20 protein-coding genes and 1 tRNA gene are annotated in these 22,616 nt (G+C 64.0%); 11 read left to right on the forward strand and 10 right to left on the reverse strand.

Annotated elements, in window-relative coordinates:
• From QPW08_RS14490 to QPW08_RS14515, 6 genes are all read right to left on the reverse strand, one after another.
• Positions 1–309 carry an I78 family peptidase inhibitor gene (locus tag QPW08_RS14490; protein WP_284126622.1) on the reverse strand — a complete coding sequence of 103 codons (309 nt, stop codon included), beginning with the start codon at positions 307–309 and terminating at the stop codon, positions 1–3.
• A gap of 106 nt (positions 310–415) precedes the next feature.
• Positions 416–790, reverse strand: a complete 375-nt coding sequence (locus tag QPW08_RS14495; RefSeq protein ID WP_284126623.1) for a hypothetical protein — start codon at positions 788–790, stop codon at positions 416–418.
• Positions 791–917: 127 nt separating this feature from the next.
• Complete coding sequence (locus tag QPW08_RS14500) at positions 918–2,414, reverse strand: CoA-acylating methylmalonate-semialdehyde dehydrogenase (protein ID WP_284126624.1); 1,497 nt, start codon at positions 2,412–2,414, stop codon at positions 918–920.
• Between the two features lie 110 nt (positions 2,415–2,524).
• Positions 2,525–2,707, reverse strand: coding sequence for a hypothetical protein (locus QPW08_RS14505; protein ID WP_284126625.1), 183 nt, complete (start codon positions 2,705–2,707; stop codon positions 2,525–2,527).
• Complete coding sequence (locus tag QPW08_RS14510; RefSeq protein ID WP_284126626.1) at positions 2,707–6,906, reverse strand: translocation/assembly module TamB domain-containing protein; 4,200 nt, start codon at positions 6,904–6,906, stop codon at positions 2,707–2,709. Before QPW08_RS14510 ends, QPW08_RS14505 begins: the two co-directional genes overlap by 1 nt.
• A complete protein-coding gene (locus QPW08_RS14515) occupies positions 6,906–9,173 on the reverse strand; it encodes an autotransporter assembly complex protein TamA (protein ID WP_284126627.1) in 2,268 nt (755 codons plus the stop codon). The genes QPW08_RS14510 and QPW08_RS14515 overlap by 1 nt, the downstream gene beginning before the upstream one ends.
• Before the next feature lie 178 nt (positions 9,174–9,351).
• Here QPW08_RS14515 and QPW08_RS14520 point away from each other — a divergent pair.
• The 5 genes from QPW08_RS14520 (at position 9,352) to QPW08_RS14540 (ending at position 12,854) form a co-directional block, all read left to right on the forward strand.
• Positions 9,352–9,425, forward strand: a tRNA-Gly gene (locus QPW08_RS14520).
• 109 nt (positions 9,426–9,534) lie between these two features.
• Positions 9,535–10,338, forward strand: coding sequence for an aldo/keto reductase family protein (locus QPW08_RS14525; RefSeq protein ID WP_284126628.1), 804 nt, complete (start codon positions 9,535–9,537; stop codon positions 10,336–10,338).
• On the forward strand, positions 10,335–11,834 hold the full coding sequence (locus QPW08_RS14530; protein ID WP_284126629.1) for a GMC oxidoreductase: 1,500 nt from the start codon (positions 10,335–10,337) through the stop codon (positions 11,832–11,834). Before QPW08_RS14525 ends, QPW08_RS14530 begins: the two co-directional genes overlap by 4 nt.
• A gap of 20 nt (positions 11,835–11,854) precedes the next feature.
• Complete coding sequence (locus QPW08_RS14535) at positions 11,855–12,553, forward strand: FkbM family methyltransferase (protein ID WP_284126630.1); 699 nt, start codon at positions 11,855–11,857, stop codon at positions 12,551–12,553.
• A gap of 64 nt (positions 12,554–12,617) precedes the next feature.
• Positions 12,618–12,854: a DUF6356 family protein gene (locus tag QPW08_RS14540; RefSeq protein ID WP_284126631.1), complete on the forward strand. Its 237-nt coding sequence runs from the start codon at positions 12,618–12,620 to the stop codon at positions 12,852–12,854.
• 6 nt (positions 12,855–12,860) lie between these two features.
• On the opposite strand, the gene QPW08_RS14545 is transcribed toward QPW08_RS14540, so the two are convergent.
• Together QPW08_RS14545 and QPW08_RS14550 are read right to left on the reverse strand one after the other, a co-directional pair.
• Positions 12,861–13,928: an NAD(P)-dependent alcohol dehydrogenase gene (locus QPW08_RS14545; protein WP_284126632.1), complete on the reverse strand. Its 1,068-nt coding sequence runs from the start codon at positions 13,926–13,928 to the stop codon at positions 12,861–12,863.
• Positions 13,929–14,045: 117 nt separating this feature from the next.
• Positions 14,046–14,840: an SDR family oxidoreductase gene (locus QPW08_RS14550; RefSeq protein WP_284126633.1), complete on the reverse strand. Its 795-nt coding sequence runs from the start codon at positions 14,838–14,840 to the stop codon at positions 14,046–14,048.
• A gap of 77 nt (positions 14,841–14,917) precedes the next feature.
• Here QPW08_RS14550 and QPW08_RS14555 point away from each other — a divergent pair, with 77 nt between their 5' ends.
• The 5 genes from QPW08_RS14555 (at position 14,918) to QPW08_RS14575 (ending at position 18,537) form a co-directional block, all read left to right on the forward strand.
• The gene (locus tag QPW08_RS14555) at positions 14,918–16,240 is read left to right on the forward strand and encodes an alkaline phosphatase PhoX (protein WP_284126634.1); all 1,323 of its coding nucleotides are present in this window, start codon (positions 14,918–14,920) and stop codon (positions 16,238–16,240) included.
• A gap of 12 nt (positions 16,241–16,252) precedes the next feature.
• On the forward strand, positions 16,253–16,807 hold the full coding sequence (locus QPW08_RS14560) for a TMEM165/GDT1 family protein (RefSeq protein WP_284126635.1): 555 nt from the start codon (positions 16,253–16,255) through the stop codon (positions 16,805–16,807).
• A 104-nt stretch (positions 16,808–16,911) separates the two neighbouring features.
• On the forward strand, positions 16,912–17,373 hold the full coding sequence (locus tag QPW08_RS14565) for a Dps family protein (protein WP_284126636.1): 462 nt from the start codon (positions 16,912–16,914) through the stop codon (positions 17,371–17,373).
• Positions 17,374–17,452: 79 nt separating this feature from the next.
• Positions 17,453–18,076, forward strand: coding sequence for a 6-phosphogluconolactonase (locus QPW08_RS14570; protein ID WP_284126637.1), 624 nt, complete (start codon positions 17,453–17,455; stop codon positions 18,074–18,076).
• Positions 18,064–18,537 carry an NUDIX hydrolase gene (locus tag QPW08_RS14575; RefSeq protein ID WP_284126638.1) on the forward strand — a complete coding sequence of 158 codons (474 nt, stop codon included), beginning with the start codon at positions 18,064–18,066 and terminating at the stop codon, positions 18,535–18,537. Before QPW08_RS14570 ends, QPW08_RS14575 begins: the two co-directional genes overlap by 13 nt.
• Positions 18,538–18,539: 2 nt before the next feature.
• Here the strand turns inward: QPW08_RS14575 and dinB are convergent, their stop codons facing one another.
• Positions 18,540–19,673, reverse strand: a complete 1,134-nt coding sequence (gene dinB, locus QPW08_RS14580) for a DNA polymerase IV (RefSeq protein WP_284126639.1) — start codon at positions 19,671–19,673, stop codon at positions 18,540–18,542.
• Positions 19,674–19,780: 107 nt separating this feature from the next.
• Here dinB and QPW08_RS14585 point away from each other — a divergent pair, with 107 nt between their 5' ends.
• Positions 19,781–21,055 carry a multidrug effflux MFS transporter gene (locus QPW08_RS14585; protein WP_284126640.1) on the forward strand — a complete coding sequence of 425 codons (1,275 nt, stop codon included), beginning with the start codon at positions 19,781–19,783 and terminating at the stop codon, positions 21,053–21,055.
• Positions 21,056–21,060: 5 nt separating this feature from the next.
• On the opposite strand, the gene QPW08_RS14590 is transcribed toward QPW08_RS14585, so the two are convergent.
• Positions 21,061–22,611, reverse strand: coding sequence for an acyl-CoA carboxylase subunit beta (locus QPW08_RS14590; RefSeq protein ID WP_284126641.1), 1,551 nt, complete (start codon positions 22,609–22,611; stop codon positions 21,061–21,063).
• Between the last annotated feature and the right edge of the window lie 5 nt (positions 22,612–22,616).

The following is a 22,616-nucleotide window of genomic DNA, read 5'->3' on the forward strand; positions in this document are numbered from 1 at the left end:
CTATCCGCAGCGGATCGAAGTGATTGTCATCGCGCGGTCGTAGCTGATGCGAACCCGTTCAGGCCGATAGTCCATGGTGACCGCAGTATCCGGCGGCACCCATTGGAAGATGCTAGCACCGGTAGCCGCAATGATGGCATCGCCGATGGCCTTGGTTGCCCTCTTCCCGACATAGCGCTGCGCCGCTTCAGCCACGCAGGAAGCCTCTGCCTCCGGGGCCGGTTCGACTGTCTGGGGTGGTGGCGCTGAAGCTGCGCAGGCCATGAGGCTCGGAAGCATTCCGGCCATCAGAACGAAGCGGGGGCGCATTGTCGTCTCCTCCTGACAGGGGGCAATGCTACCCTAAATGACTGAAAAGGAAAGGGCCGGAGCAGCAAATCCGCTCCGGCCCAGTGTTCATGGCCGTGACGAAGTATCAGTCCCCCAGCCGGCAGTGGCGATAGGAGCTGTATTGCCCGCTCGGCGTGGCGGTCTCCACAATCGTGCATTCATAGGGGCCGATCATGACGTCCTCGCGATAGTTGAACGCAGTGTCGATTTCCTGGCCCGGTTGCAGGGTGCCCTTGTCACGGTAGATCTGGAACTGCAGCACGCCGTCCTTGTCGCGCTTGTTGGTGATCTTGGCATCACATTCGTTATCGAACTGGTACGGCTGGTCCTCTGCCCCGCGCACCACGCAAACATCCCGGCGGATTTGCTCGGCAGCGTTGACCGGCTTGTTTTCCGGCAAGGCGTGAGCCGGGATGGCAAGCATGGCCATCACCGGAGCGGCGATCATCAGTTTTTTCATGGTTTTTCCCCATCGGTTCCGTTGTCCGGCGTGGCTATTGCCCTCTGCTGGAGTGACCGACCCCGCAGGCATATGACTCCGATTTTACAAAGGAGTCAAACGCTGCGGTCGCGGGAAACATACTGCGCTATCCCATTGTGGGAATGACAAAGGCGTTGGAGCCATCCCCGCCGCCGTCGGGCCAGCGTTGGGTGACTTTCTTGGACTTGGTCCAGAACCGAAGGCCTTCCATGCCGTATTGGTCGATGTCGCCGAAGCCCGAACGCTTCCAGCCACCGAAGCTGTGGTAGCTGACGGGCACAGGGATCGGGACATTGATGCCGACCATGCCGACATTGACCCGATTGGCGAACTCGCGCGCGGCGTGGCCGTTGCGGGTGAAGATCGCGACGCCATTGCCGTACTGGTGCTCGCTCGGCAGTCGCACGGCATCCTCGAAATCCCTTGCGCGTACGATCTGGAGGACCGGGCCGAAGATCTCTTCCTGGTAGCTCTTCATGGTCGGGGTGACATGATCGATCAGCGTCGGGCCGACGAAGAAGCCGTTCTCATGCCCCTGCAGGCTGAAGCCACGGCCGTCGATCACGATCTCGCCACCTTCTTCCTCGGCGGTGGTGATCCACTGCTCGACCCGCGCCTTGTGTTCGGGCGTGACGACCGGGCCATAATGCGCATCGGGATCGGTCGAGACCCCCACCCGCAGCGCGTTGATTGCCGGGATGAGCTTTTCTCGCAGCGCATTGGCGGTATCCTCGCCCACCGGGACCACGACAGGCAACGCCATGCAGCGCTCGCCGGCCGAGCCGAAGGCCGCGCCAGCGAGGTCGTTCACCACCTGGTCGAGATCGGCGTCGGGCATGACGATGCCATGGTTCTTGGCTCCGCCGAACGCCTGCACCCGCTTCGCATTGGCGGTACCGCGCGAGTAAATATACTGCGCGATGTCGGAGCTGCCGACAAAGCTGATCGCGGCGATATCGGGGTGGTCGAGGATGGCATCGACCATTTCCTTGTCGCCATGGACCACCTGTAGCAGCCCTTCTGGCGCGCCGGCTTCGACGAACAGTTCTGCGAGGCGCACCGGTACGCTGGGGTCGCGCTCGGACGGCTTTAGGATGAAGGCGTTGCCCGCCGCGATCGCCATGCCGAACATCCACATCGGGATCATCGCCGGGAAGTTGAACGGAGCGATTCCCGCGCCGATGCCCAGCGGCTGACGCATCGAATAAACATCGATACCGGGGCCCGCGCCCTGGGTGTATTCGCCTTTGAGCGCCTGCGGGATGCCGCAGGCGAACTCGATCACTTCGAGCCCGCGCTGGACATCGCCATGCGCGTCGTCGACGACCTTGCCGTGCTCGCTCGAGAGCAGCTCGGCGAGGGCTTGCTTGTTGGCTTCGACCAGCCGCTTGAACTCGAACATCACCCGGGCGCGCTTCTGCGGGTTGGTGGCGGCCCATTCAGGCTGCACCTGCTTGGCAGTTTCGACCGCGCGGGCCAGCAGCGCGGCATCGCCCAGCGCGACTTCGGCCTGCACTTCGCCGGTCGAGGGGTTCCAGATCTGGTGCTTGCGGCCTGACCCGCCGCCGGTGCCCCCCACAATGAAATGATCGACCTGGCGCATGATTATTCCTCTCAAGTGTTCAATTGTGTCGCGCGCTCTAGCGAACCCGCCGCGCGAATCCAACTTCCAACAGCTGTAGCCCCCTGCGTGCCTGTGCCCAACTGATCAATTTACCGGGGCTCGGCATCTTCTTCGGCTTCGGTCTTTGCCATGGATGGCTCTTGCAGGGCCTTGTCCAGCTCTTCAGCCTTGGCGTTGACCTCTTGTTCTGCGTCGGCATAGCGCTCGTCGAAGTCCGGCTCCGCCTCACATCCGGCGGCGAGCAGCAGGAGGCAGGGGGCAAGCGCGCGCATCAGTAGTTCTTCCGGTAGCGGATGTTGACATTGGTCTGGCCCGATCCGCCGGCCTGGCTGAGGATCGAAAGGGCGGGAGTCAGGCTGATTTCCAGTTGGGTGGCGGTGAAGCCGCGGGCATCGGTGATGAATTCGACATAGATGTCGTCGGTCAGGTACTTGCCCGCCGCCAGCGCGGTGCCGCGCCCGGTGGCATCGTCGGACCCCAGCACGCGCAGCCGGTCGACCCCGGTGGCGGAGCGCAGCTTGCCCAGCGGGTTGAGCCCGCCGCCGCTGCCGCGCAGCGAATTGAGCGAAGCGGCGAGCTGCACCGCCTGCACCGGCGAGAGACTGGCGATCGAACTACCGAACAGGATGCGGGCGAGGATCTCGTCCTGCGGCAGCCCCGGAACGCTGGAAAACGCCACCTGCGGATCGTAGGCGCGCCCGGTGACATTCACATTGACGGTGATGTCCTCGACATCCTCGGTCGCCACCAATTGCAGGGTCGGGTTGATTTCGGCCCCGCCGGTGAAGCCGACTTCGCCCCGGGTCAGCTCGAAAGAGCGCCCGGCAAAGCCCAGCGTGCCGCGCACCAGCGCCACTTGCCCGGTCAGGCGCGGGTCGGCGCTGGTGCCGGACAGGGTGAGGTTGGCGTTCCATTCAGATTCCAGCCCCATGCCGGAGACATAGAGCCGCTCGGGCGCGGCGAGTTTTACGTCCAGCCGCAGCTGTTCGAACAGGCCGGGTGTGGACGGGGCAGGCTCACTACCCGTGATGCGCTGGCGGCCCCGGCGCGGCTTGAAGCGTACGCCGGTGAGTTCGGGCACCTGCGCCGCCCCTTCGCGGACCAACTGGTAGCGGGTTTCGGGCAGGACGATCGAGCCCGACAGCAGCGCGGTTTGCCCTGCCAGCTTGGTCAGCCGCAATTCGCCGGTGGCGCTGGTCGAAAGAAACTCGCTGCGCGCCAGCCGTGCCTTGTCCATCTTCACCCGCAAGTCCATCGGATAGCCCGCTGCTTCGGCAAGGCTGATCGTGCCGCTGGCACTGACAGTCCCATTGCCCGCCACTGCCTGCAGCCGCTCGACTTCGACCCGGTCGCCTGCGAAGCGCCCGATCAAGGACAGGTTGGACAGCCGTGTGCCATAGAGATCGTTTTCATAGGTCAGCTTGTTGCCACGAATGATGCCGGCGAGGCGCGGCTGCTCGACCCGGCCCGAGAAATCGGCCGCCACAGCGATCGGGCCGGTCAAGTGTTGGTCAGCGTCCCCGACAAGGGAAAACAGCGTTGCCGCCGGGCCATTGTAGCGAACCCCACCCGAAAGTGGCGCAGCCAACAGTCGCTCTGTCCAGTCGCCGGCCCCGGGCCCGAGTGGGCGGAGCGAGGTGTTGAGCCGCCCGATCACTGTGCCGCGCTGGCGCATCACCGCGCGGGCCTCGCCGCCATCGGCCAGCAGATTGCCGACGAAATTGATATCGACAGGCTCGCTCACGGCGCGCGAAGTCGTGCGGGTGAAGCGGCTGACAGTCAGCCGGGCATCGGCGCGCGGGAAGGCGTCGGCACTGGCTTGCGCAAAGTCGAGGCTGCCGCTGGCACGGCCATTGATGCCGAGCCCGGGGCTGAAGGCTTCGACGACAGAGAGATCGACACCGTCAAGGCGGCTCTGCAGCTTGATCCCTTGGCCGTAGGTCCCGGCAAGGCGGACATTGCCCTTGTCGAAATCGATCCGGGTCTGGAGCAGCTCGTAAGCATCGCCGCGCGGGACGATGCGAGCCGGACTGGCAGTGCGGAAGTTAACGCCGCGAGCGCGGCCGGTGATCGCGGCGCGCCACAGCTCAGGCTCCATCTCGGCATTGGCAGCGACACGGAACGGGATGCCGTTGTCGCCTTCGAGCAGCACCTTGGCGGTACCGCTACCGTTGCGATAATCGACCTTGGCTCGGGCCGCGTTGATGAGGAAGCCGTCGAGCCGCGTGCCGCCCAATTGTACGTCTGCCACCACATGTGGCTGGTCATAGAGCACGATGTTGGCGTCGATGATGGCCGAGCCGATGCGCAAGCGGCGCGTGCCGCGCAGCAAGGTGTTGGTGGCCCGGGCGTTGACCAGCAATTGCTGGTAATCGCCCTTGGCAGCAAGGCGCGCGATTCCGCGCAATCCCTTGCCATCAGCGACCAGTTCCCCTGCGAAGGGCCCGGCGATGGTCTGTCGCAGTGACCCGGTGAAACCGATGCCGGACAGGTCCGCGCGGGCGATATCGAGCGTCACCACCTCGCCCATGCCCAGCGTCACCGCAGCGGTGAGCGGGCCGTAGTCGGTCTCGGCCGTGCCATCGAGCAGGTAGCCCTCGCCTGCGCGAGTGATGTCGGCGCGCAGACTGGCGAGGCCGATGCCGAGGCCGGGCCGCTCGGCCGTCACCATCGCGCGCGGATCGTCGAAGGTGCCGGCGACTTCCAGCCCGAGCGGGCCATAGCTGTCGCTGACGCCGTTGGCGGTAAGCGCCAGCTTGCCGTCGAGCCCGTAATAGCCGCTGCCGCCGGTGACCCGCAGGTCGGGCGAAGCGAGCCGCAGGTTGGAGAAGCGGAACAGGCCGTCGGGGCCGTAGCTGATATCGCCTGCCGCGACCGCTTGTCCGCCAAGGAAGCTGCGCACGCCCTCGCTGAACAGGCTGGTCGAACGCGCCCGGACCTTGCCCGCGAGAGTGAAACCGCGCTGCCCGGTTTCCAGGTCTAGATCGCTCTCGACCTGGAAGATGCCGACTGTCTCGACCCGGTAATTGTCGATCTTCCCATCGAGTGCGCCGGAATAGAACCCTTCCGACATGTCCGCCACAAGCACCAGCCCGGCATCGACCCGGTCGGAGGTCAGCCGCATGCTATCGGACAGGATGCGCGGGCCATCGACCGCCAGCTCGCCTGCCAGCGCAACGTTCGCCAGCGTTCCGCCGGCCACGGTATCGAGCCCCGTGATGCGGCTCGCACGCGCCTCGACCGGGATGAGAATCCCATCGGTATCGACCCGCGCCGCGCCGCTGGCGGTCAGGTTGTCAAGGCCAAGGCCGTCCATCACCAGCCGGTCGGCATTGAGAGAATAGGCCACTTGCGGCGTGGCAAATTCCCCGTCGAGCGTTAGCAGGCCGCGCAAGCCTCGCCCGCTGAGGTTCTCCGCCAGCGCTGCAGGGCGGAGCACGGTGAAGGCGAGCTTGAAGTCCTCGAATGTGTTCTCGCCAAGGTCGATGAGCCCGTCGGCATTGAGTCGCAACCCGCCCGAGACGATGTTGCCTTGCACATCGGCGCGGCGCTGGTCGAAGGCGGCAGTCAGGTCGAGCTGCATCTCGGGGCCGAGCAATGTAGCGGTTGCCCCCTTGAACAGCCGCGCCGCCCGGGTCGGACCATGCAAAGTGAAAGTGCCGTCCCGCGCCAGCAGTGTCAGCCGCGCCAGCTCGCTGTCGCCCAGCTCGGCATCCACCGTGCCGTCCCAGCTGGCCCAATCGCCCTTGCCCATTACTTTCAGGTCGAGCGGTTCGCGCAGTCCGGCCAAAGCTGCAATCACGCCATCGGCAGGGGCGGCGATAACCAGGTCGAGGTCGAGTTGGCGGTCTTCCGGCACCGCATCGAGCGCCAGCGCGATCCGGTCGCCCCCGGCCTTCTCGCCCACCGCCAGCAATTGACCATTGAGCCGCGTCTCGGCCCTGCCATCGGCAATATGCGCCATGCCCGCGATGCTTCCCGCACGTTCCTCACCGGTGACCGCAGGAGCGGCGACGAAACGGTCGATCCGAAATTCGCCAATGTCGATATCGAGATCCGGCAGCAGCGGTGCATCGGGATCGGTTTCATTGAACTCGGGAACCCGCTCCAAGGTCACCAATGGTGAGGTCAGCGACCGGATATCGACGTGGTTGTCGAGATAGGCAAAGGGCCGCCAGTCGAGTTGAACCTTTTGTGCGACGAGGAAATGCCCTTTCGGGTCGCTCACGGCGACGTCGCGCAGAGTCATGTCGCCATAGATAGAGCCGTCGATCTGGCCGACGCTGAGCTGCATCCCGCTCTCGAATTCCAGCCCGGCGATCTGGCGCGCGATGAAGCGGTGCCCGGAATTGCTGTCGAGCCAGAGCAGCGCTGCCCCCAGCAGCACCGCCAGTCCGCCCAGCGCCAGCGCGGCGTATGTGCCGATCCTGCGCCAGCGGCGCGGGGGCAGGGGGGCGGCTTCGTCCACCATCAGAACGCCTGTCCGATGCCGATGTAGAGTGCGAAGCTGTTCTCCCCCTCGCGCTTGTCGAGCGGGATGGCGAAATCGACCCTGAGCGGCCCGAAATTGGTGTAATATCGGGCACCTACGCCGACCCCGAAGCGGATGTCGGAGAAGTCTGGCGTGCTCGCTTCATAGACCTGCCCGGCATCGACAAAGCCGACCACGCCATAGTCGCCGAAACGATAGCGGACCTCGGCTGCAGCCTCGACCAGGCTGCGCCCGCCTATGGGACGATAGAGGAACGGGCTGGCGGTTTCCTCCGGATCTGTCGGGTCGAACCTCGGATTGTCGAGCACCGCGCGGGGCCCAAGCTCCTGGTAGCCGAACCCGCGCACCGACCCGCCACCGCCGCCATAGAAACGCCGCGACGGAGCCAGCTCGAACCGCTCGATCCCCTGGATCGTCCCGATCCTCACACGCCCTGCCAGTACGAGATTTTCGCTCGCCGGAAGGTAAGCCGAAGCGTCGAGCTGGGCGCGAGTGTAGAATGTGAAGCCCCCGTCGAGCGACCCTTCGGGCTCGACCAGCATCGTCGCCTTGAAGCCGCGGGTCGGATCGAGCAGGCTGTCGGTGCGGTCGATCCCGACTTGTCCGGTCAGCCCGCCGATGAAGAAGGTTTGGCGGACAAGGCCGCCGGTTGCGGGATCGAAATCCTGCTCGTTGGTCCCGATCAGCTGCACGCCGAAAGCATAAGTGAAGGGCTTCTGCCAGATCGGGGTGGAATCGTAGCTGATGAGCGCAGCGAGCCGTCCGGTGTAGGCCTCGTAAGCGTCGAGATTGGAATGCAGCGCTTCGGCGGTCAGCTGGAAGGTGCGGTCGCGCTTGCCGGCATTGGAGCGGCGGAAGGTGACGCTCGCGCCTTGTTCCTCGGTCCCCAGCACGGCGCTGGCGATCAGCGCGCCTTCGGGCGGGAACAGATTGCGGTGGCTCCAGCTGCCTTCGACCCGGAACCCCTCGCCGGTGCCATAGCCGGCGCTGGCTGTGATCGAGCGCGGCGGACCGGCGGTCTGTTCGACAAGGATGGTGGCGTATTCGGTGCCGTCCTCTGCCTGCTCGCCGCTGCGCTCGGGCCTGACGCTGACGGCGCTGAGGAGGCCTGTGGCGACCAGCGCCTGGCGCAAGTCATCGATATCGCGGCTGTCATAGAGATCGCCGCGTTCAAACCGCTTGAGCACTTCGATATGTGCGGCATCGAAGGCGAGCTTGCCTGTGGTGCGGATAGCTCCGAACCGGGCGCGCGGCCCGGTTTCGACTGGCAATGAGTATTCGCCTTCGCCGGTTTCCCGGTCGAGCAGGATGTCGCGCTGGCCCAGCTCGGCGAACGGGTAGCCGTTTTGTGGCAGCGCAAACGCCAGCAGCGCTTCGGCAGCTTGTACCCGCGTCGCAACAATCGGTTCGCCGATCACCAGCGGGAAGTTGTCGCGCAGCAGATCTGTAGGCTCGACCGGCCCGGCGTCGAGCGTGATGCTGCCAAGCGAAAAGCGTTGCCCCGGCGCAACTTCGATGACGGCCGTCACCTCACGGGTGTCGCTCCGGTCGATGCGGGTTTCGACTGAACCGGCAAACCAGCCTTCGGACGCGAGAATGCGCTCCACGAGGGTTGTATCCTCGCGCAATCGCGCGGCGACCTGGGCGATATTGGCGGCATTGCCATCGCCCCGGCGGAGCGCCGAGAAATCCTTGAACATGTCACGCAGGTTGGCGTCGGTCTCGCGGTCGGCCTCATCCAGCCCCGTCAGGCTGACGGAATAGGCGACTTCGACCGTCTCCTCGTCATTGGCCGCTTCGGCAAACTCCACGGGGGCAACGTCGAAACTTTCCAGCGGTGGCAGCGGGGCAACGAGTTCAGCATCGCGGATCGGGGCATCGGCGATGGCTTCGACCGCATCTCCGTCTGCGAGTGTCGGATCGCCGAGCGGGAGCATGTCTTCGATTTCGCCCTGTTCGGCGGCAATGCGGCGTTCGAATTCGGCGATGGACTCCATCGGCCGATCCAGCTCCGGATCGTCCTCTGCAACCAGGTCCGGGATACTGCTGTCGAACTCCTCGTCATCGATGACGGGCTCGGTCGCGGGCAAGTCGGCATCGGCGGGCGGCGACGGGATATCAAGCGCGGGCTGATCCTGCGCCGCAAGACCCGGGCTCGCCCCCAGCAAGGGCAAGGCCAACCACCAGCCCGCCGGGCCTTTGCGGGTACGCCCGCCGTCGCACAATGGGGCCGCTGCCCGTCGCATCTAAAGCATTGATCCCGTTATCTGTGTGGTCCCGACAATACAGGCCGATCCATGGTGGGAAAACCACTGAAGCGGCGATGCGGTCCCATAATTCGTGCGCTCAGGCGCAATATGCCTGCACAAGGTATGTTGACCAGCGCCGTCCAACCGTGGCAAGCGCGCGCACCGCTCATCGAGCGCGGGTGTAGCTCAATGGTAGAGCAGCAGCTTCCCAAGCTGACGACGAGGGTTCGATTCCCTTCACCCGCTCCATTTTCTCGCACCACCTCTTCGCTGCTTGAGTGCAGTGTTTTTCGCACTACCGCTTGGCTGCTTGAGCGCAGGGGGTTCTCCTCTCGGCCCAAAAGGGCTTAATGGGGTAGTGCGCTCCATTACCCTCCCGCAGACCGACCTTTCAGTGTCCCGCTTCGTTTTCGGGACATCGGGCCTGTTCAACGTGCGCGGGCGCGAGAATCGCGAAGCTCTACTGGAAGAGGCGGTGGCGCAGGGTTTTTCGCATTTCGACACAGCTCCCTACTACGGTTTCGGTCATGCCGAGCGCGACCTTGCGCCGATACTGGCGCAGCACCCCGATGTAACCGTGGCGACCAAGGTCGGGCTCTATTCTCCGGGCGGTGAAGCTCAGCCTGCATGGCAGGTGTTTGCCCGCAAGGCAGTGGGGCGGGCCGCCAAGTCGATGAGCAAGCCGGAACTCGATTTTTCCCTGGATCGCGCGCAGCAATCACTTGTGGGGAGTCTTCGGAGATTGGGCCGCGAGCGGATCGATCTCTACTTGCTGCACGAACCGGAGCTGGCGTTGATCGCGACCGAGGAATGGCTGCGCTGGCTGGAGGACTGCAGGACCAGCGGCAAGGTGCGCTATTTCGGGATGGCCGGACTGCCTGAGAGCACCGTACCGATCCTCGCTGCCGAACCTGGGCTCGGGATGGTGCTGCAACTCGCCGACAGCCTCGATCGTCAAGAGGCCGACCACGCGCTGGGCGAGCGGGCGATGCAGGTTACCTATGGTTATGTCTCGGCTGCCATGCAGCGGGCCAGGGCTCTGAACGTGCCGGGTGTGCTTGCCAAGGCGCTGGAACGCAATCGCACCGGTGCCGTGATCGTCAGTACCACCCGGCGCGAGCGGTTGGCGCAATATGCCCCGATTGCCGGAGCCGCCGGGTGATCCTCGCGGCGGAAAGCGCGCTGCCTCAAGAAGCCGATTTCGTAGTGATCGGCGGCGGGACCATCGGTTTGCCGTTGGCGCGCCAGCTGGCTCTGCAAACCGGGAAGCGAGTGCTGTGCCTGGAATCGGGCGGATCGGAGCAGGAAGGCGAAACACACCCCTTCAATGCGGTGGAGCAGGCAGGTGCTCGCTACGAAGGGGCCGAGCATGGGCGGTTTCGCTGCCTGGGCGGTACCTCGACGCGATGGGGCGGTGCGCTGATCCCGTTTCAGCCCTCCAACATGGCGGGCTGGCCTGTCAGCTGGACGGACCTCGCTCCGTTCCTGCCGCAGGTCGAGGCTCTGTTCGGCCTCGAGCCCGGATCCTACGAAGCCGAAGCGATGGCGGGGCTGGTGAAGGGCCATCTGACACCCCGGTTCGCCAAATGGCCCCCTTTCGGCAAGCGCAATGTCTGGACGCTGCTCGGGAAGGAATTACGCAGCAGCACCGAGGTGCAGATCGCTACCAACAGCGTGGTCACCGATCTTGCGCCGAGTGAGAGCGGCATCAGGATCATAGTGCAGCGCGAAGCTGTGCGACATGAGATTGCAGCAAAGCGCGTGATCATTGCTGCCGGGGCGATCGAGACGACGCGGCTGGTATGGCTGCTCGACCGGGCGATGGGCGGGGCAGTGGCGCATGAATCGCCCTCGCTCGGTAGCTACTTTTCGGACCACCTGTCGGTCGAGGTCGGGCGGATCGTGCCGCGTGATCGCAGCGCGCTCAACCGCCTGTTCGGTTTCCGTTTCGCGCCCTCTGGCATGATGCGCAATTTGCGCTTCGAGCGATCAGGCGACGTGCCGGGATTTGTCCATGTGGGCTATGATACCGACGGTAGCAGCGGCTTCGACCACTTGCGCGGCGCAATGCAGCAAGTCCAGCGCCGTCGATTACCAAGACTCGCCGACATCGGCGGGTTGTCGCGCAACGCTCCCTGGCTGGCGCGGGCGGTGAAATGGCGTTTCCTCGACAAGCAGCAACTCTTCCCCGACCGAGCGGAGCTTGTGGTGCATGCCGTGATCGAACAGCTGCCCGATCCGGAAAATCGCATTACGTTGAGTGACAAACGAACCGATATGCATGGCACGCCGCTGCCGGTGATCGATTGGAAGGTAACGCCGCAGGACGCGGCCAACCTGCAGGCCCTCGCCGATATCTTCGAATCGGGCTGGCAGGGTGGCGAAGTGGCGCGAATGGGGGCATTCGAGCGCTTCTCGCAGACCGAAGTTGCCGATGCGCTGGTGCATTCGGGCGGGATCTATCATCCGACGGGCTCGACCCGGATGGGCACCACCCCGGCAGAGGGCGTCGTCGACGCAGACCTGTGCCTGTTTGCCGAACCGCGCGTGCAGCTATGCAGCACCTCGGTCCTGCCATCCGGTGGCGGGGCCAACCCGACCATGACCGCGCTGCTTCTTGCCATGCGGCTGGCAGCGCAGCATGGTCGGACGTCCTAGCAGCAGGAGCCAGAAGAAACGTGGACTATTCGAGTGACTGGATCCTGCGGCTACGCGGCCTTGGCCAGAGACTTGGAATTCTCAGGCCGATGCAACGCGCTTACAGGGCGCTGTTCCGGATCGACTACGAAGAGGCCTTCGATAGCGCGCTCAAGGCCCGCATCCGCCCGGGCGATACTGTGTGGGATGTGGGGGCCAACATAGGCCACTATGCGCCGCAGTTTGCTGCTATGGTGGGGCCGCAGGGCAAGGTCGTGGCCGTCGAACCTTCGCCATCGAGCCTTTCTGAACTGCGTCAGGCCATTGCCGCTTGCGCCAATGTTGTGGTCGAGGAAATTGCCCTCTCCAACGAGAGCGGCGAAGCCGAGTTCTACCTTTCGACCGAAGGGGCCAGTGCGAACGAAGGATTGAGCGCTGTCGGGAGCGACGGTGGCATGGTGGGTTCCCGCGTGCCGGTCCTGCGCGGGGAAGAGCTGGCGCGTCGCCATGCTCCCAATGTCATAAAGGTCGATGTCGAAGGCTTCGAGCTGGAGGTCATAGAAGGTCTGGGCGTAACGCTGCATGATGCCGGGCTACACACGGTGGCGATCGAAGTGCATTTCCAGACGCTCGCTCGCAGGGGCAGGTCCGACGCGCCCAAGCGGTTGAGCGCCTTGCTCCAGGACGCCGGTTTTGGGGTCCGCTGGACCGACCCCTCGCATCTGGTGGCAAGCCGATAGGCATGGTTCACTCCGCCCCCAAGCTGGGCTAACATGTGCCATCGATGCCAATGAGTAAGATCGCATGAGACTTTTCACCGAACATCCCAACTCGGTCGGCGAGAGCTATTTCGAGCATATGCGGGTCGCCGCCAGTTTTGGCTGGCCGATGATCGTTGCCGGGATCGGTGCTGTCCTGCACGGTATTTTCCCGTTCCTGTTCGAAAAGACCGGTAGCAAGGCGATCATGCAGCTGCACGGCCGGCTTGTCGCCGCGCGCGGGCGCAACGAGAAAGAGAACAACTTCGATCCCTGCATCTAGGCCGGATCAGGCCACCCGCAGGCTCTCCATGTCGATCACGAAGCGGTATTTGACATCGCTCGCTTCCATCCGGTCATAAGCGGTGTTGATGTCCTGCATCGGGATGACCTCGATCTCCGGCACGATGCCTTTCTCCGCACAGAGGTCGAGCATTTCCTGCGTCTCGGCAATCCCGCCAATGCCGCTGCCGGTCAGAATCTTGCGCCCCAGCAAGATGCCCGTGTGCAGTTCGGGCATCTTGTCGATCATCCCGACCAGCACTTGCGCACCGTCGATCTTGAGTAACAGCAGATACGGCGTGACATCGTGGCGCACGGGAATAGTGTTGAGCACCATGTCGAAATAGCCGCGCTTTGCCTTCATCGCCTCGCGATCGGTGGTGAGGAGGAAATCATGCGCGCCGAGGTCCAGAGCGTCCTGCCGCTTGTCTTCGGTGCGGCTGAGCACGGTCACTTCCGCCCCCATCGCCACAGCGAACTTGACGCCCATGTGGCCGAGCCCGCCGAGGCCCGCGACGGCGACCTTGCTGCCCGGGCCGACCTTCCACGTCCGCAGCGGCGAGTAGGTGGTGATGCCGGCGCAGAGCAGCGGGGCGGCGTGCTCGCTGCTGAGCGCGTCGGGCACCTTGAGCACGAACTCGTCGCGGCACACAATGCGATCGGAATAGCCGCCATAGGTGACCGAGCCATCATGCCGGTCGCGCCCGCCATAGGTTCCGACCATGCCGTTGAGGCAATATTGCTCCAGGTCCTGCTCGCAATGGGCGCAGGACTTGCAGCTGTCCACCATGCAGCCGATCGCGACCCGGTCGCCAACGGCATGGCGAGACACGCCATCGCCGACCGCCGCCACCGTACCCACAATCTCGTGCCCAGGAACGCATGGGTAGGTCGTGCGGCCCCAGTCATTGCGCGCGGTGTGCAGGTCCGAATGGCAGATCCCGCAATGACTGATGTCGATCAGCACGTCGTCATCGCGCAGGCCCCGGCGGGTGATGTCCATCGGGCCGACACCGCTCTCCGGCGAGGTCGCGCCATAGGCCTTGGTGGGGTATTCGTTGGTCGATTGCTGCATTCAGACCTCCATCGTCATTGCGAGCGAAGCGAAGCAATCCAGAGCGATATCGCGCGACGCCCTGGATTGCCACGTCGCCTGCGGCTCCTCGCAATGACGACGTGAAGTGGGAAAACTCTACTTCGGCGGCATGCGGATCGCGCCATCCAGCCGGAACTGGTGGCCGTTGATATAGCCGTTGCGGGCGATCTCCAGCACCAGCGAGGCGAACTCCTCCGGATGACCGAGCCGCTTGGGGAAGGGCACACTGGCGTTCAGTTGGTCCCACATCTGCGGATTGCGGTCCTTCATCCCCAGCATCAGCGGGGTGGCGAAAATGCCCGGCATGATTGAATTGACGCGTATGCCGATATCCATCAGGTCGCGTGCCATCGGCAGGACCAGCCCGTTCACCCCGCTTTTGCAGCTGCCATAGATGACCTGCCCGATCTGCCCGTCTTGCGCTGCGACACTGGCAGTCAGGATGATCGCGCCGCGCTCGCCATCCTCCGTGATCGGGTCGCTGTTGGCCATGCCCAGCGCCGAATGGCTGGCGATACGGAAGCTGGAGGTCAGGATGCCTTCCGCGCCAAACGCATAGTGTTCGGTCGGCAGCTTCTTGTAGCAACCGTTTTCCTTGTCCCAGCTGATGGTCTTGCCGCGCTGGCTCGCCATGGCGCAATGAACGGTCAGCCGTTCCTGCCCATGCGCGGCGCGGGCAGCCTCGAACCCGTCGACCACAGCCTGCTCGTCCATGATGTTGACGTGGTGGAACGTGCCGCCGATTTCCTCGGCCTTGGCGGGGCCTTCATCGGTGTTGATATCGAAAATGGCGACCTTGAAGCCCTGCTCGGCGAGCGCCCTGGCGCTGGCATTGCCGAGGCCGGATGCACCGCCGGTGACAATGGCGGCATGACCGTCTGCGAATTTCATTGTGCTCTCCCCAATTGTGCCCTGCCTTCATGCGGCAGCGGTGCTATGACCGCCAGCATTATCAGGAGGAAAGTCACATGTCCGCCCCGTTTCAGACCGATCGCCGCGCGTTCATGACTGCGACCAGCAGCGCCTTTGCCGCCTTGATTGCGAGCGGGTGTTCGACCGGGCCGCGGGTGGCGGCATCGGCAACGAATGGTGCAGGGTATGGCCCGCTGGTGCCGGATCCTGCCGGGCTGCTCGATCTTCCGGCAGGATTTTCCTACCGCGTGATCTCCCGACTGGGCGACGCCATGGACGACGGGCTGACCGTGCCCGACCGCGGCGACGGGATGGGGTGTTTCGATCTCGGCAATGGCGAGATTGCGCTGGTCCGCAACCACGAGCTGCATCCGGGGACCGACCCGGGCGGTGAGCTGGCCAGCGGCTATGGACGCGGCCCGGACGGCAAGGTCTTCCCCGGCGGCACAACCAATGTCGTCCTTGACGCGGAGAGCCTCGAGGTGAAGCGCCAGTTCCGCTCGCTCGCCGGGACCATGCGCAATTGTTCAGGCGGGATTACCCCGTGGAACAGCTGGATCACTTGCGAAGAACCGGGATCGCGCGCGCTCGCCCTGGCCAAGGAGCATGGCTATGCTTTCGAAGTGCCGGCCGATGCGCCCGGCATGGTCGATCCGGTGCCGCTCAAGGCCATGGGCCGCTTCAACCACGAGGCCGCCTGCGTCGATCCGGTGACGGGCATGGTATACATGACCGAAGACCAGGACGACGGTCTGGTCTATCGCTTCATCCCCAATGTGAATGGCGAGCTTGCCAAGGGCGGCAAGCTGCAGGCTTTGGCGCTGGAGAAGGGGTTTGCCGATGCCAGCAACCGTGATGGGGCGTGGAAGACCGGCGATCTCTACATGGTCCGCTGGATAGATCTCGACGATGTCGAAGCACCCGACGACGACCTGCGCAAGCGCGGTGCAGCGGCGGGCGCGACAACCTTCTCGCGCGGCGAGGGGATGCACATGGGCGAGCGCGAGCTGTTCTTCTGCTGCACCAGCGGCGGCCAGGCCGGCTATGGCCAGATCTTCCGTCTCCGCCCGGGGCGCACCCGCGTCCCCGATACGCTCGACCTCTATTTCGAATCCACCGGGCCTGAGCAGTTCAACTACGGCGATAATCTGTGCGTCGCGCCCAACAGCCACCTGGTAGTGTGCGAGGACCAGTACACCGATGTCGTCGACAACCATTTGCGCGGGATCGACCGCCAAGGGCGCCCCTATGATCTGGCCCGGCTCGACCGCCAGACGGAGCTCGCCGGTGCCTGCTTCTCGCCCGACGGCAAGACGATGTTCGTCAATGCCTATAGCCCCACCGTGACGTTGGCGATCACCGGCCCCTGGGCCAGCTGAGGCAGCTCCAGCGTGTCATCCTTCCTGTTCGGCTTTGCGCTGGTGCTGCTGGTTTCGATCGGTGCGCGCGACCAGTTGCTGGTGGCCCGAATGGACGGGCGAACCGGACCGGGTATCCTTGTCGCCGGCTGCATCGCGGCGATTGCTTCTGCTTCACTGATGGCGTGGGCAGGCGACCGGATCGCCCACATGCTGTTTCCTGCCGCGCGCGAGATGCTGGTGGCGCTGGCGCTTTTGGCCGCAGTGGTGGAACTGCTGTGGCCTAACCGTAGCAAGGCCCCGAAAGAACCGACGCACTCGATCTTTGCTGCATTCCTCGTATTGCTCGCACGCCAGATCGGCGATGCGGGTCGCTTCCTCGTATTCGCGCTGGCGGCGGTGACGGCGCTTCCTTCGCTGGTGGCAACGGGCGGCGCGCTGGGGGGGATCGCCGCGCTCACGCTAGGATGGATCATGGGAACGCAGCTGGAAGAGGCCTTGCCGCTTCGCGCTATCCGGCTCGTGTTGGCGATGGTCCTCGCTGGCGTCGCGCTGTTCTTCGGGCTTACCGCGCGAGGCATGATTTAAATCGTCAAAAACGATTATAGTTGCGATATATATTTTGGAAACCGATTACAGACCTGTGCGTTGATAGGGTGTAAGAAAAATGCATTCAATCAATGGAGGTACGCATGGCTACCGCAGGAGATAACTCGAAGACCGCGCTTGTGAACGAACTGAACGGGTTGCTGGCCGATCACTTCGCGCTGTTCGTGAAGACCAAGAACTTCCACTGGCATGTGACGGGGCCGCGTTTCCGCGACCTGCACCTGCTGTTCGACGAGCAAGCAATCGAAATTCGCGACAATATCGACATGCTGGGTGAGCGCGTCCGCAAGAACGGTGCGCCGACGCTGACGTCCGTCGGCTCGATCGCTGGTGCGACTGCGATCAAGGACCAGGACGATCCAACCCTCGCCGCCGAGGCGATGCTCAAGGAGCTGCACGACGACAATGTGCTGATGCTCGACCGCATCAAGAAGCTGAAGGAGCTCGCTGGGGAAGCTGGTGACAACGCCACCGACGGCATTCTCGACGACCTCACCGACCAGACCGAAGAGCGGATCTGGTTCCTCAGGAGCACGCTGCAGTAAAGACGCGCTTGATTGTGCGGATACGAATTCGGACCGCACGGGGGATGCCTCCGTGCGGTCCTTCGTTTATGGTCAACGAATGGCAGACGTGACGATCATTGAGAACGCCGATACCACCCGCATCGCCGACTGGCTGGAGCGGCGATTGGCTGTGGCGCTTGAGCAAGTGGGTGATCGCGTGGCCATCACCATCCCGGGCGGCTCGACCCCGTTCCCGATCCTGGCCGATCTCGTCACTCGCGACCTGGATTTCAGCCGCCTCGAGATCTGGCCCAACGATGATCGCATCGTGCCGGAAGATCATGAGGCCTCCAACACCGGCAAGATGCGCACGCTGCTGGAGCCTGTCGGTGGTCATATCGTTCCGTTGGCCGAAGATGCCAAACCGCCGCATTTCGCGCTTTGCTGGCTGGGTATGGGACCGGACGGGCACATCGCTTCGCTTTTCCCCAACACCCAGCCATCGGTCGACGACCCCCTGGCGGTGCGGCGACTGACGCCCGATCCACTTCCCCCGCATGCCCCTTTTGACCGGATCACGCTGACCATTCCCAGCCTGCTCGACAGCGATGCGATACTGTTCTCGCTTGGCGGCGCGGAGGACAAACGCGCAGTCTTCGAAACTGCGACACGTGGAGAACACGATTTGCCGGTTGCGCGTTTGCTCGGAGCGGCGCAGCAGAAGGTGACATGCTTCACCTGATTCCCGCACCCGTCCATCGTATGTTGTTGCCGATCGCCTTTCGCGTGCGGCATGTCTGGCGCAAGTTTGCCAAACCGCAATTGACGGGTTGCGCCGTCATCGTTTCCGACCACGAAGGCTCGATCCTGCTGATGCGGCACAGCTACGGCCCGCGCGTCTGGGCATTGCCTGGCGGCGGGGTCGCCAGGGGCGAAGATCCGGCTGCAGCGGCCCAGCGCGAGATTTTCGAGGAAGTAGGGATCGAGCTGAGCCGTCTGTCACTGGTTACCGTGCTGGAGGATACGATCTCAGGAGCGCCCAACACCACGCACCTGTTCGCTGCGACAACCGACCAGTATCCACGGGCCGATCGCCGCGAAGTGCTGGAAGCGAAGTTCTTCCCGCGCCATTCATTGCCAGAGCCGCAAGGAACGCAGACCCGGGTGCGGCTCGACGTGTGGCGCGAAACCTTGCAGCGCTGACCTTAGAAGAGCGGCAACTGGCCGCTCGAACGTTCGGAACGTTCGGCCTGCTTCTCCGCTTCCTGCTCGAGGTTGGAGAGCGTCAGCCCCATCAGGCGGATCGGCAAGGGAAGCGGCAATTGCGCTTCCAGCAGGTCACGCGAGATCTGCGCGAATTCTTCCCGGCCTTCGACGTAGTGCGGCACGGAATGTGCGCGGGTGACAGTGCGAAAGTCGTTGTACTTCATTTTCAGCGTGACAGTCCGCCCACGCGCTTTGGTGCGCTCGATGCTGTCCCACACGATCCCGGTGATCCGTTCCAGCGTTTCGCGCAGCTCGTCGGGTTCGTGCTGGTCTGTCGAGAAGGTACGTTCGCCACCGACCGACTTGCGGATGCGGTTGGCACGCACCGGCCTCAAGTCGATCCCGCGCGCGGCGCGATAGAGATAGTCGCCGAAGCTGCCGAAGTGCTGCCGTAGCCAGCCGAGGTCCTTCTTTGCCAGGTCGGCCCCCGTCTCGATTCCCAACTTCGCCATTTTCTCCGCTCCCTTGGGTCCGACCCCATGGAAGCGCCGGATCGGCAGTGACTGCACGAACGCCGCGCCTTCGCCAGGCTTGATAATGCATAGTCCATCGGGCTTGTTCTGGTCGCTGGCGAGCTTGGCGAGGAACTTGTTGTAGCTGACCCCGGCGCTGGCGGTGAGCCTGGTTTCCGCCTTGATGCGCTCGCGGATCAACTGCGCGGTTCGGGTGGCCGAACCCACCCCGCGCAAGTCGTCGGTCACATCGAGATAGGCTTCGTCGAGGCTCAGCGGCTCGACGTGCGGGGTGTAATGGCGAAAGATCTCGCGGATCCTGGCCGATGCCTCCTTGTACGCATCGAAGCGGTGGCGGACAAAGATCAGGTCGGGGCACAGCCGCTTGGCGGTAACCGAGGGCATCGCGCTCTTGACCCCGAATTTGCGCGCTTCGTAGCTGGCCGCCGCTACAACGCCACGTCCACCAGCCCCACCAACCGCCACCGGCTTGCCGCGCAGCTCCGGATTGTCGCGCTGCTCGACGCTGGCAAAGAAGGCATCCATGTCGACATGGATGACCTTGCGCAGGCCATCGGCCTCATCGTCGTCGCTGAAGTCATCGCCGCCATCCATGCCCATCACATAGCCCGCCCGTCATGGCAAATGAAGCACAGCCACCCGGCATTAGTATGCAACGCATACGAAAATTGCTTTGCATCCTCCGGCAGGCTGGGCATGGAAAGAGGATGATCCATACGATCACTTCCAGTGAAGGCCCGCCGCGGACCATAAGGAGGCTCGAATTCGTTGCCCTGATGGCGGCGGTCATGAGCCTTGGCGCGCTGGCCATCGACGCCATGTTGCCCGCGCTCGACGAGATCGCGGCGACATTCGGCGTGGACGATCCCAACCGTCGCCAGCTGGTGGTAGGTGTCTATCTTCTGGCCGGTGGTGTCGGATGCCTGGTGCCAGGCTCATTCGCCGACCACTTCGGGCGCACCCGTGTTCTGATGGTGGTGCTCTGCTGCTACATCGTCACTTCGCTGCTGTGTGCGGTCGCCCCAACCTATGAAGCGCTGTTGGGTATCCGCATTGCGCAAGGGTTCCTCGTTGCGGGTCTGGGCGTGTTGCCTGCGGCGATCATCCGGGACCGCTTCGAAGGCGATGCCATGGCGCGCCTGATGTCGACCATCTTCATCGTCTTCATGGTGGTGCCGGTGTTGGCACCCAGCATGGGGCAGTGGGTCCTCAATGTTGCGCAATGGCCTTGGGTCTTCGTGGCGATGGCGATCGCAGCGGCTTTGGTGATGTTATGGGCATGGCTCCGCTTGCCGGAAACACTGGCGATCGAGGATCGCGATCCGCTCGATTTCAGGAGCGTGTTTCATAACCTGCCGCTCACTTTCCGCACGCGCGAGGCAGTCGGCTACGTCTTTGGTAGTGGCCTCACCTTCGGGGCCATGTTCGGCTATATCAATTCGGCCCAGCAGCTGATCGGCGAACACTTTGGGGCGGGTGACGATTTCCCGATCATCTTCGGTGCGACAGCCTCTACGCTGGCAGTCTCCAGCTTCGCCAATTCGCGCATTGTCGAGAACTTCGGTGCCCGGCGTGTGTCGCATACCGCGCTCTGCGTGTTCATCGCGGTTTCGGCAGCGCAAGTGTGGGCAGCGTTCTACCATGGCGGCTCGCTGGAGCTGTTCATCCCTTTGATGTCGGCAAACCTGTGCCTGCTCGGCTTCATGGGGGCCAATTTCGGCTCAATCGCCATGCAGCCGTTCCAGCATGCGGCTGGAGCAGCAAGCTCGGCACAGGGCTTCGTGCGAATGTCGTTGGGAGCCGGGGTCGGGATCCTGATCGGCCAGGCTTATGATGGTACGGCGCGGACGCTGGCGGTCGCGCTGCTGAGCTGCAGCATCGCTTCACTGTGCCTGATCCTGTTCAGCGAACGCGGCGTGCTGTTCCGAAGGCCCCGCGATGCAAGGCGCTATCTCGCCTTGCATGACGTGTTGCACGATTGAGGCACCTAGGCTTCGCTCTCCAGCCTCCGCCAGGCCAGCTCGGCGAATTCGCACAGCAGGGGCCGCGTATCGCGCGGGTCGATAATGTCCTCGACATTGAAGCGCTCGGCGCTGCGGAAGGGCGAGGTGACCTTGTCCAGCCGCTCGCGGATCGCGGCCAGCTCTGCCGCCGGGTCTTCGCTGGCTTCCAGCTCGGACTTGTAGGCGACCTCCAGCCCGCCCGCGATCGGCAGGCTGCCCCAGTCGCCCGAGGGCCAGCAATAGCGGTACTGGAACCGGTCTGCGTTCGACATCGCGCTCCCCGCAATGCCATAGGCGCGGCGCATGACGATCGAGGCGAGCGGGACAGTGGCCTTGTAGATAGCATTCATCGCCTGCACCCCGTAACGGATCGTGCCCGCGACCTCCGCCTCGCGCCCGATCATGAAACCGGGGTTGTCGACCAGGTGGACGATCGGCAGGCGGAACTGGTCGGCCAGCTTGACGAAGCGCTCGACCTTTTCGCTGGTCTTGGCGTCCCAGCTGCCTCCGAGATAGCTCGGATCGCTGGCGAGCACGAATACAGGCCAGCCATCGAGGCGGGCCAGTGCAGTGATGGCGGTGCGGCCCCACATGCGGCCGATTTCGAACACTGTGCCCTGGTCGAACACCATGTCGAGGCAGCGGCGCATTGAATAGACTTGTTTCTCCTCACGCGGGACGAGGCTGAGCAGCGCTTCCTCGCGGCGATGGACCGGGTCGGTGCAGAGCGAACGCCGCGCCAGCTGGCCGACATGCTCGGGCATGAAGCTGAGGAAATGCCGCGCGCGGGCGAAGGCTTCGGCTTCGCTGGAGACCTCGTCATCGACCACGCCGTTGCGGGTGTGGATGTCGCTGCCGCCGAGTTCCTCCTTGGCTTGTTGATGGTCTGCGGCGCTTTTGTATTGCTCGCCCAAGCCGTCGACCACGGCAGGACCGGCGGCGAATATCTGCGACAAGCCCTTGACCATAATCGAATAGTGGCTTGCAACGATGCGTGCCGCTCCGAGGCCGGCTGTGGGGCCCAGCGCCAGCGCCACGACCGGCACGGTGTCGAGGTTCTTCACGGTGTCGCCCCATCCGGGCACGGCAGGGATATAGGTCGCGCCGATCATTTCCAGTGTCTTGACCGAGCCACCGCCTCCTGTGCCGTCGATCATCTTGATGATGGGCAGCTTCAGCTCGTGCGCCATCTGTTCGGCCTGCACCATCTTGCGCTTGATGCCTGCGTCGGCCGCGCCACCGCGAATGGTGAAATCGTCTGCCGTGGCGACCACCGGACGGCCATTGATAGTGGCCTTGCCGAACAGGAACGGAGCGGGGAGGACACTGATGAGGTCGCCGTTCTCGTCATAGGTCGCATTGCCGGCGATCTTGCCGATCTCGCGGAAGGAGCCGTCATCGACCAGCGCCGCGAGCCGGGCGCGGGCATCCATTTTGCCGCGTGAGTGTTGGCGACCGACCTTCTCTGGTCCGCCCATCTGCTCGGCGAGTTCTTCGCGCTTGCGGAGTTCCTCGAGTTCCTTGGCCCAGCTCAACACCC

The sequence above is a fragment of the Parerythrobacter aestuarii genome, from assembly GCF_030140925.1.
GTDB lineage: Bacteria > Pseudomonadota > Alphaproteobacteria > Sphingomonadales > Sphingomonadaceae > Parerythrobacter > Parerythrobacter aestuarii.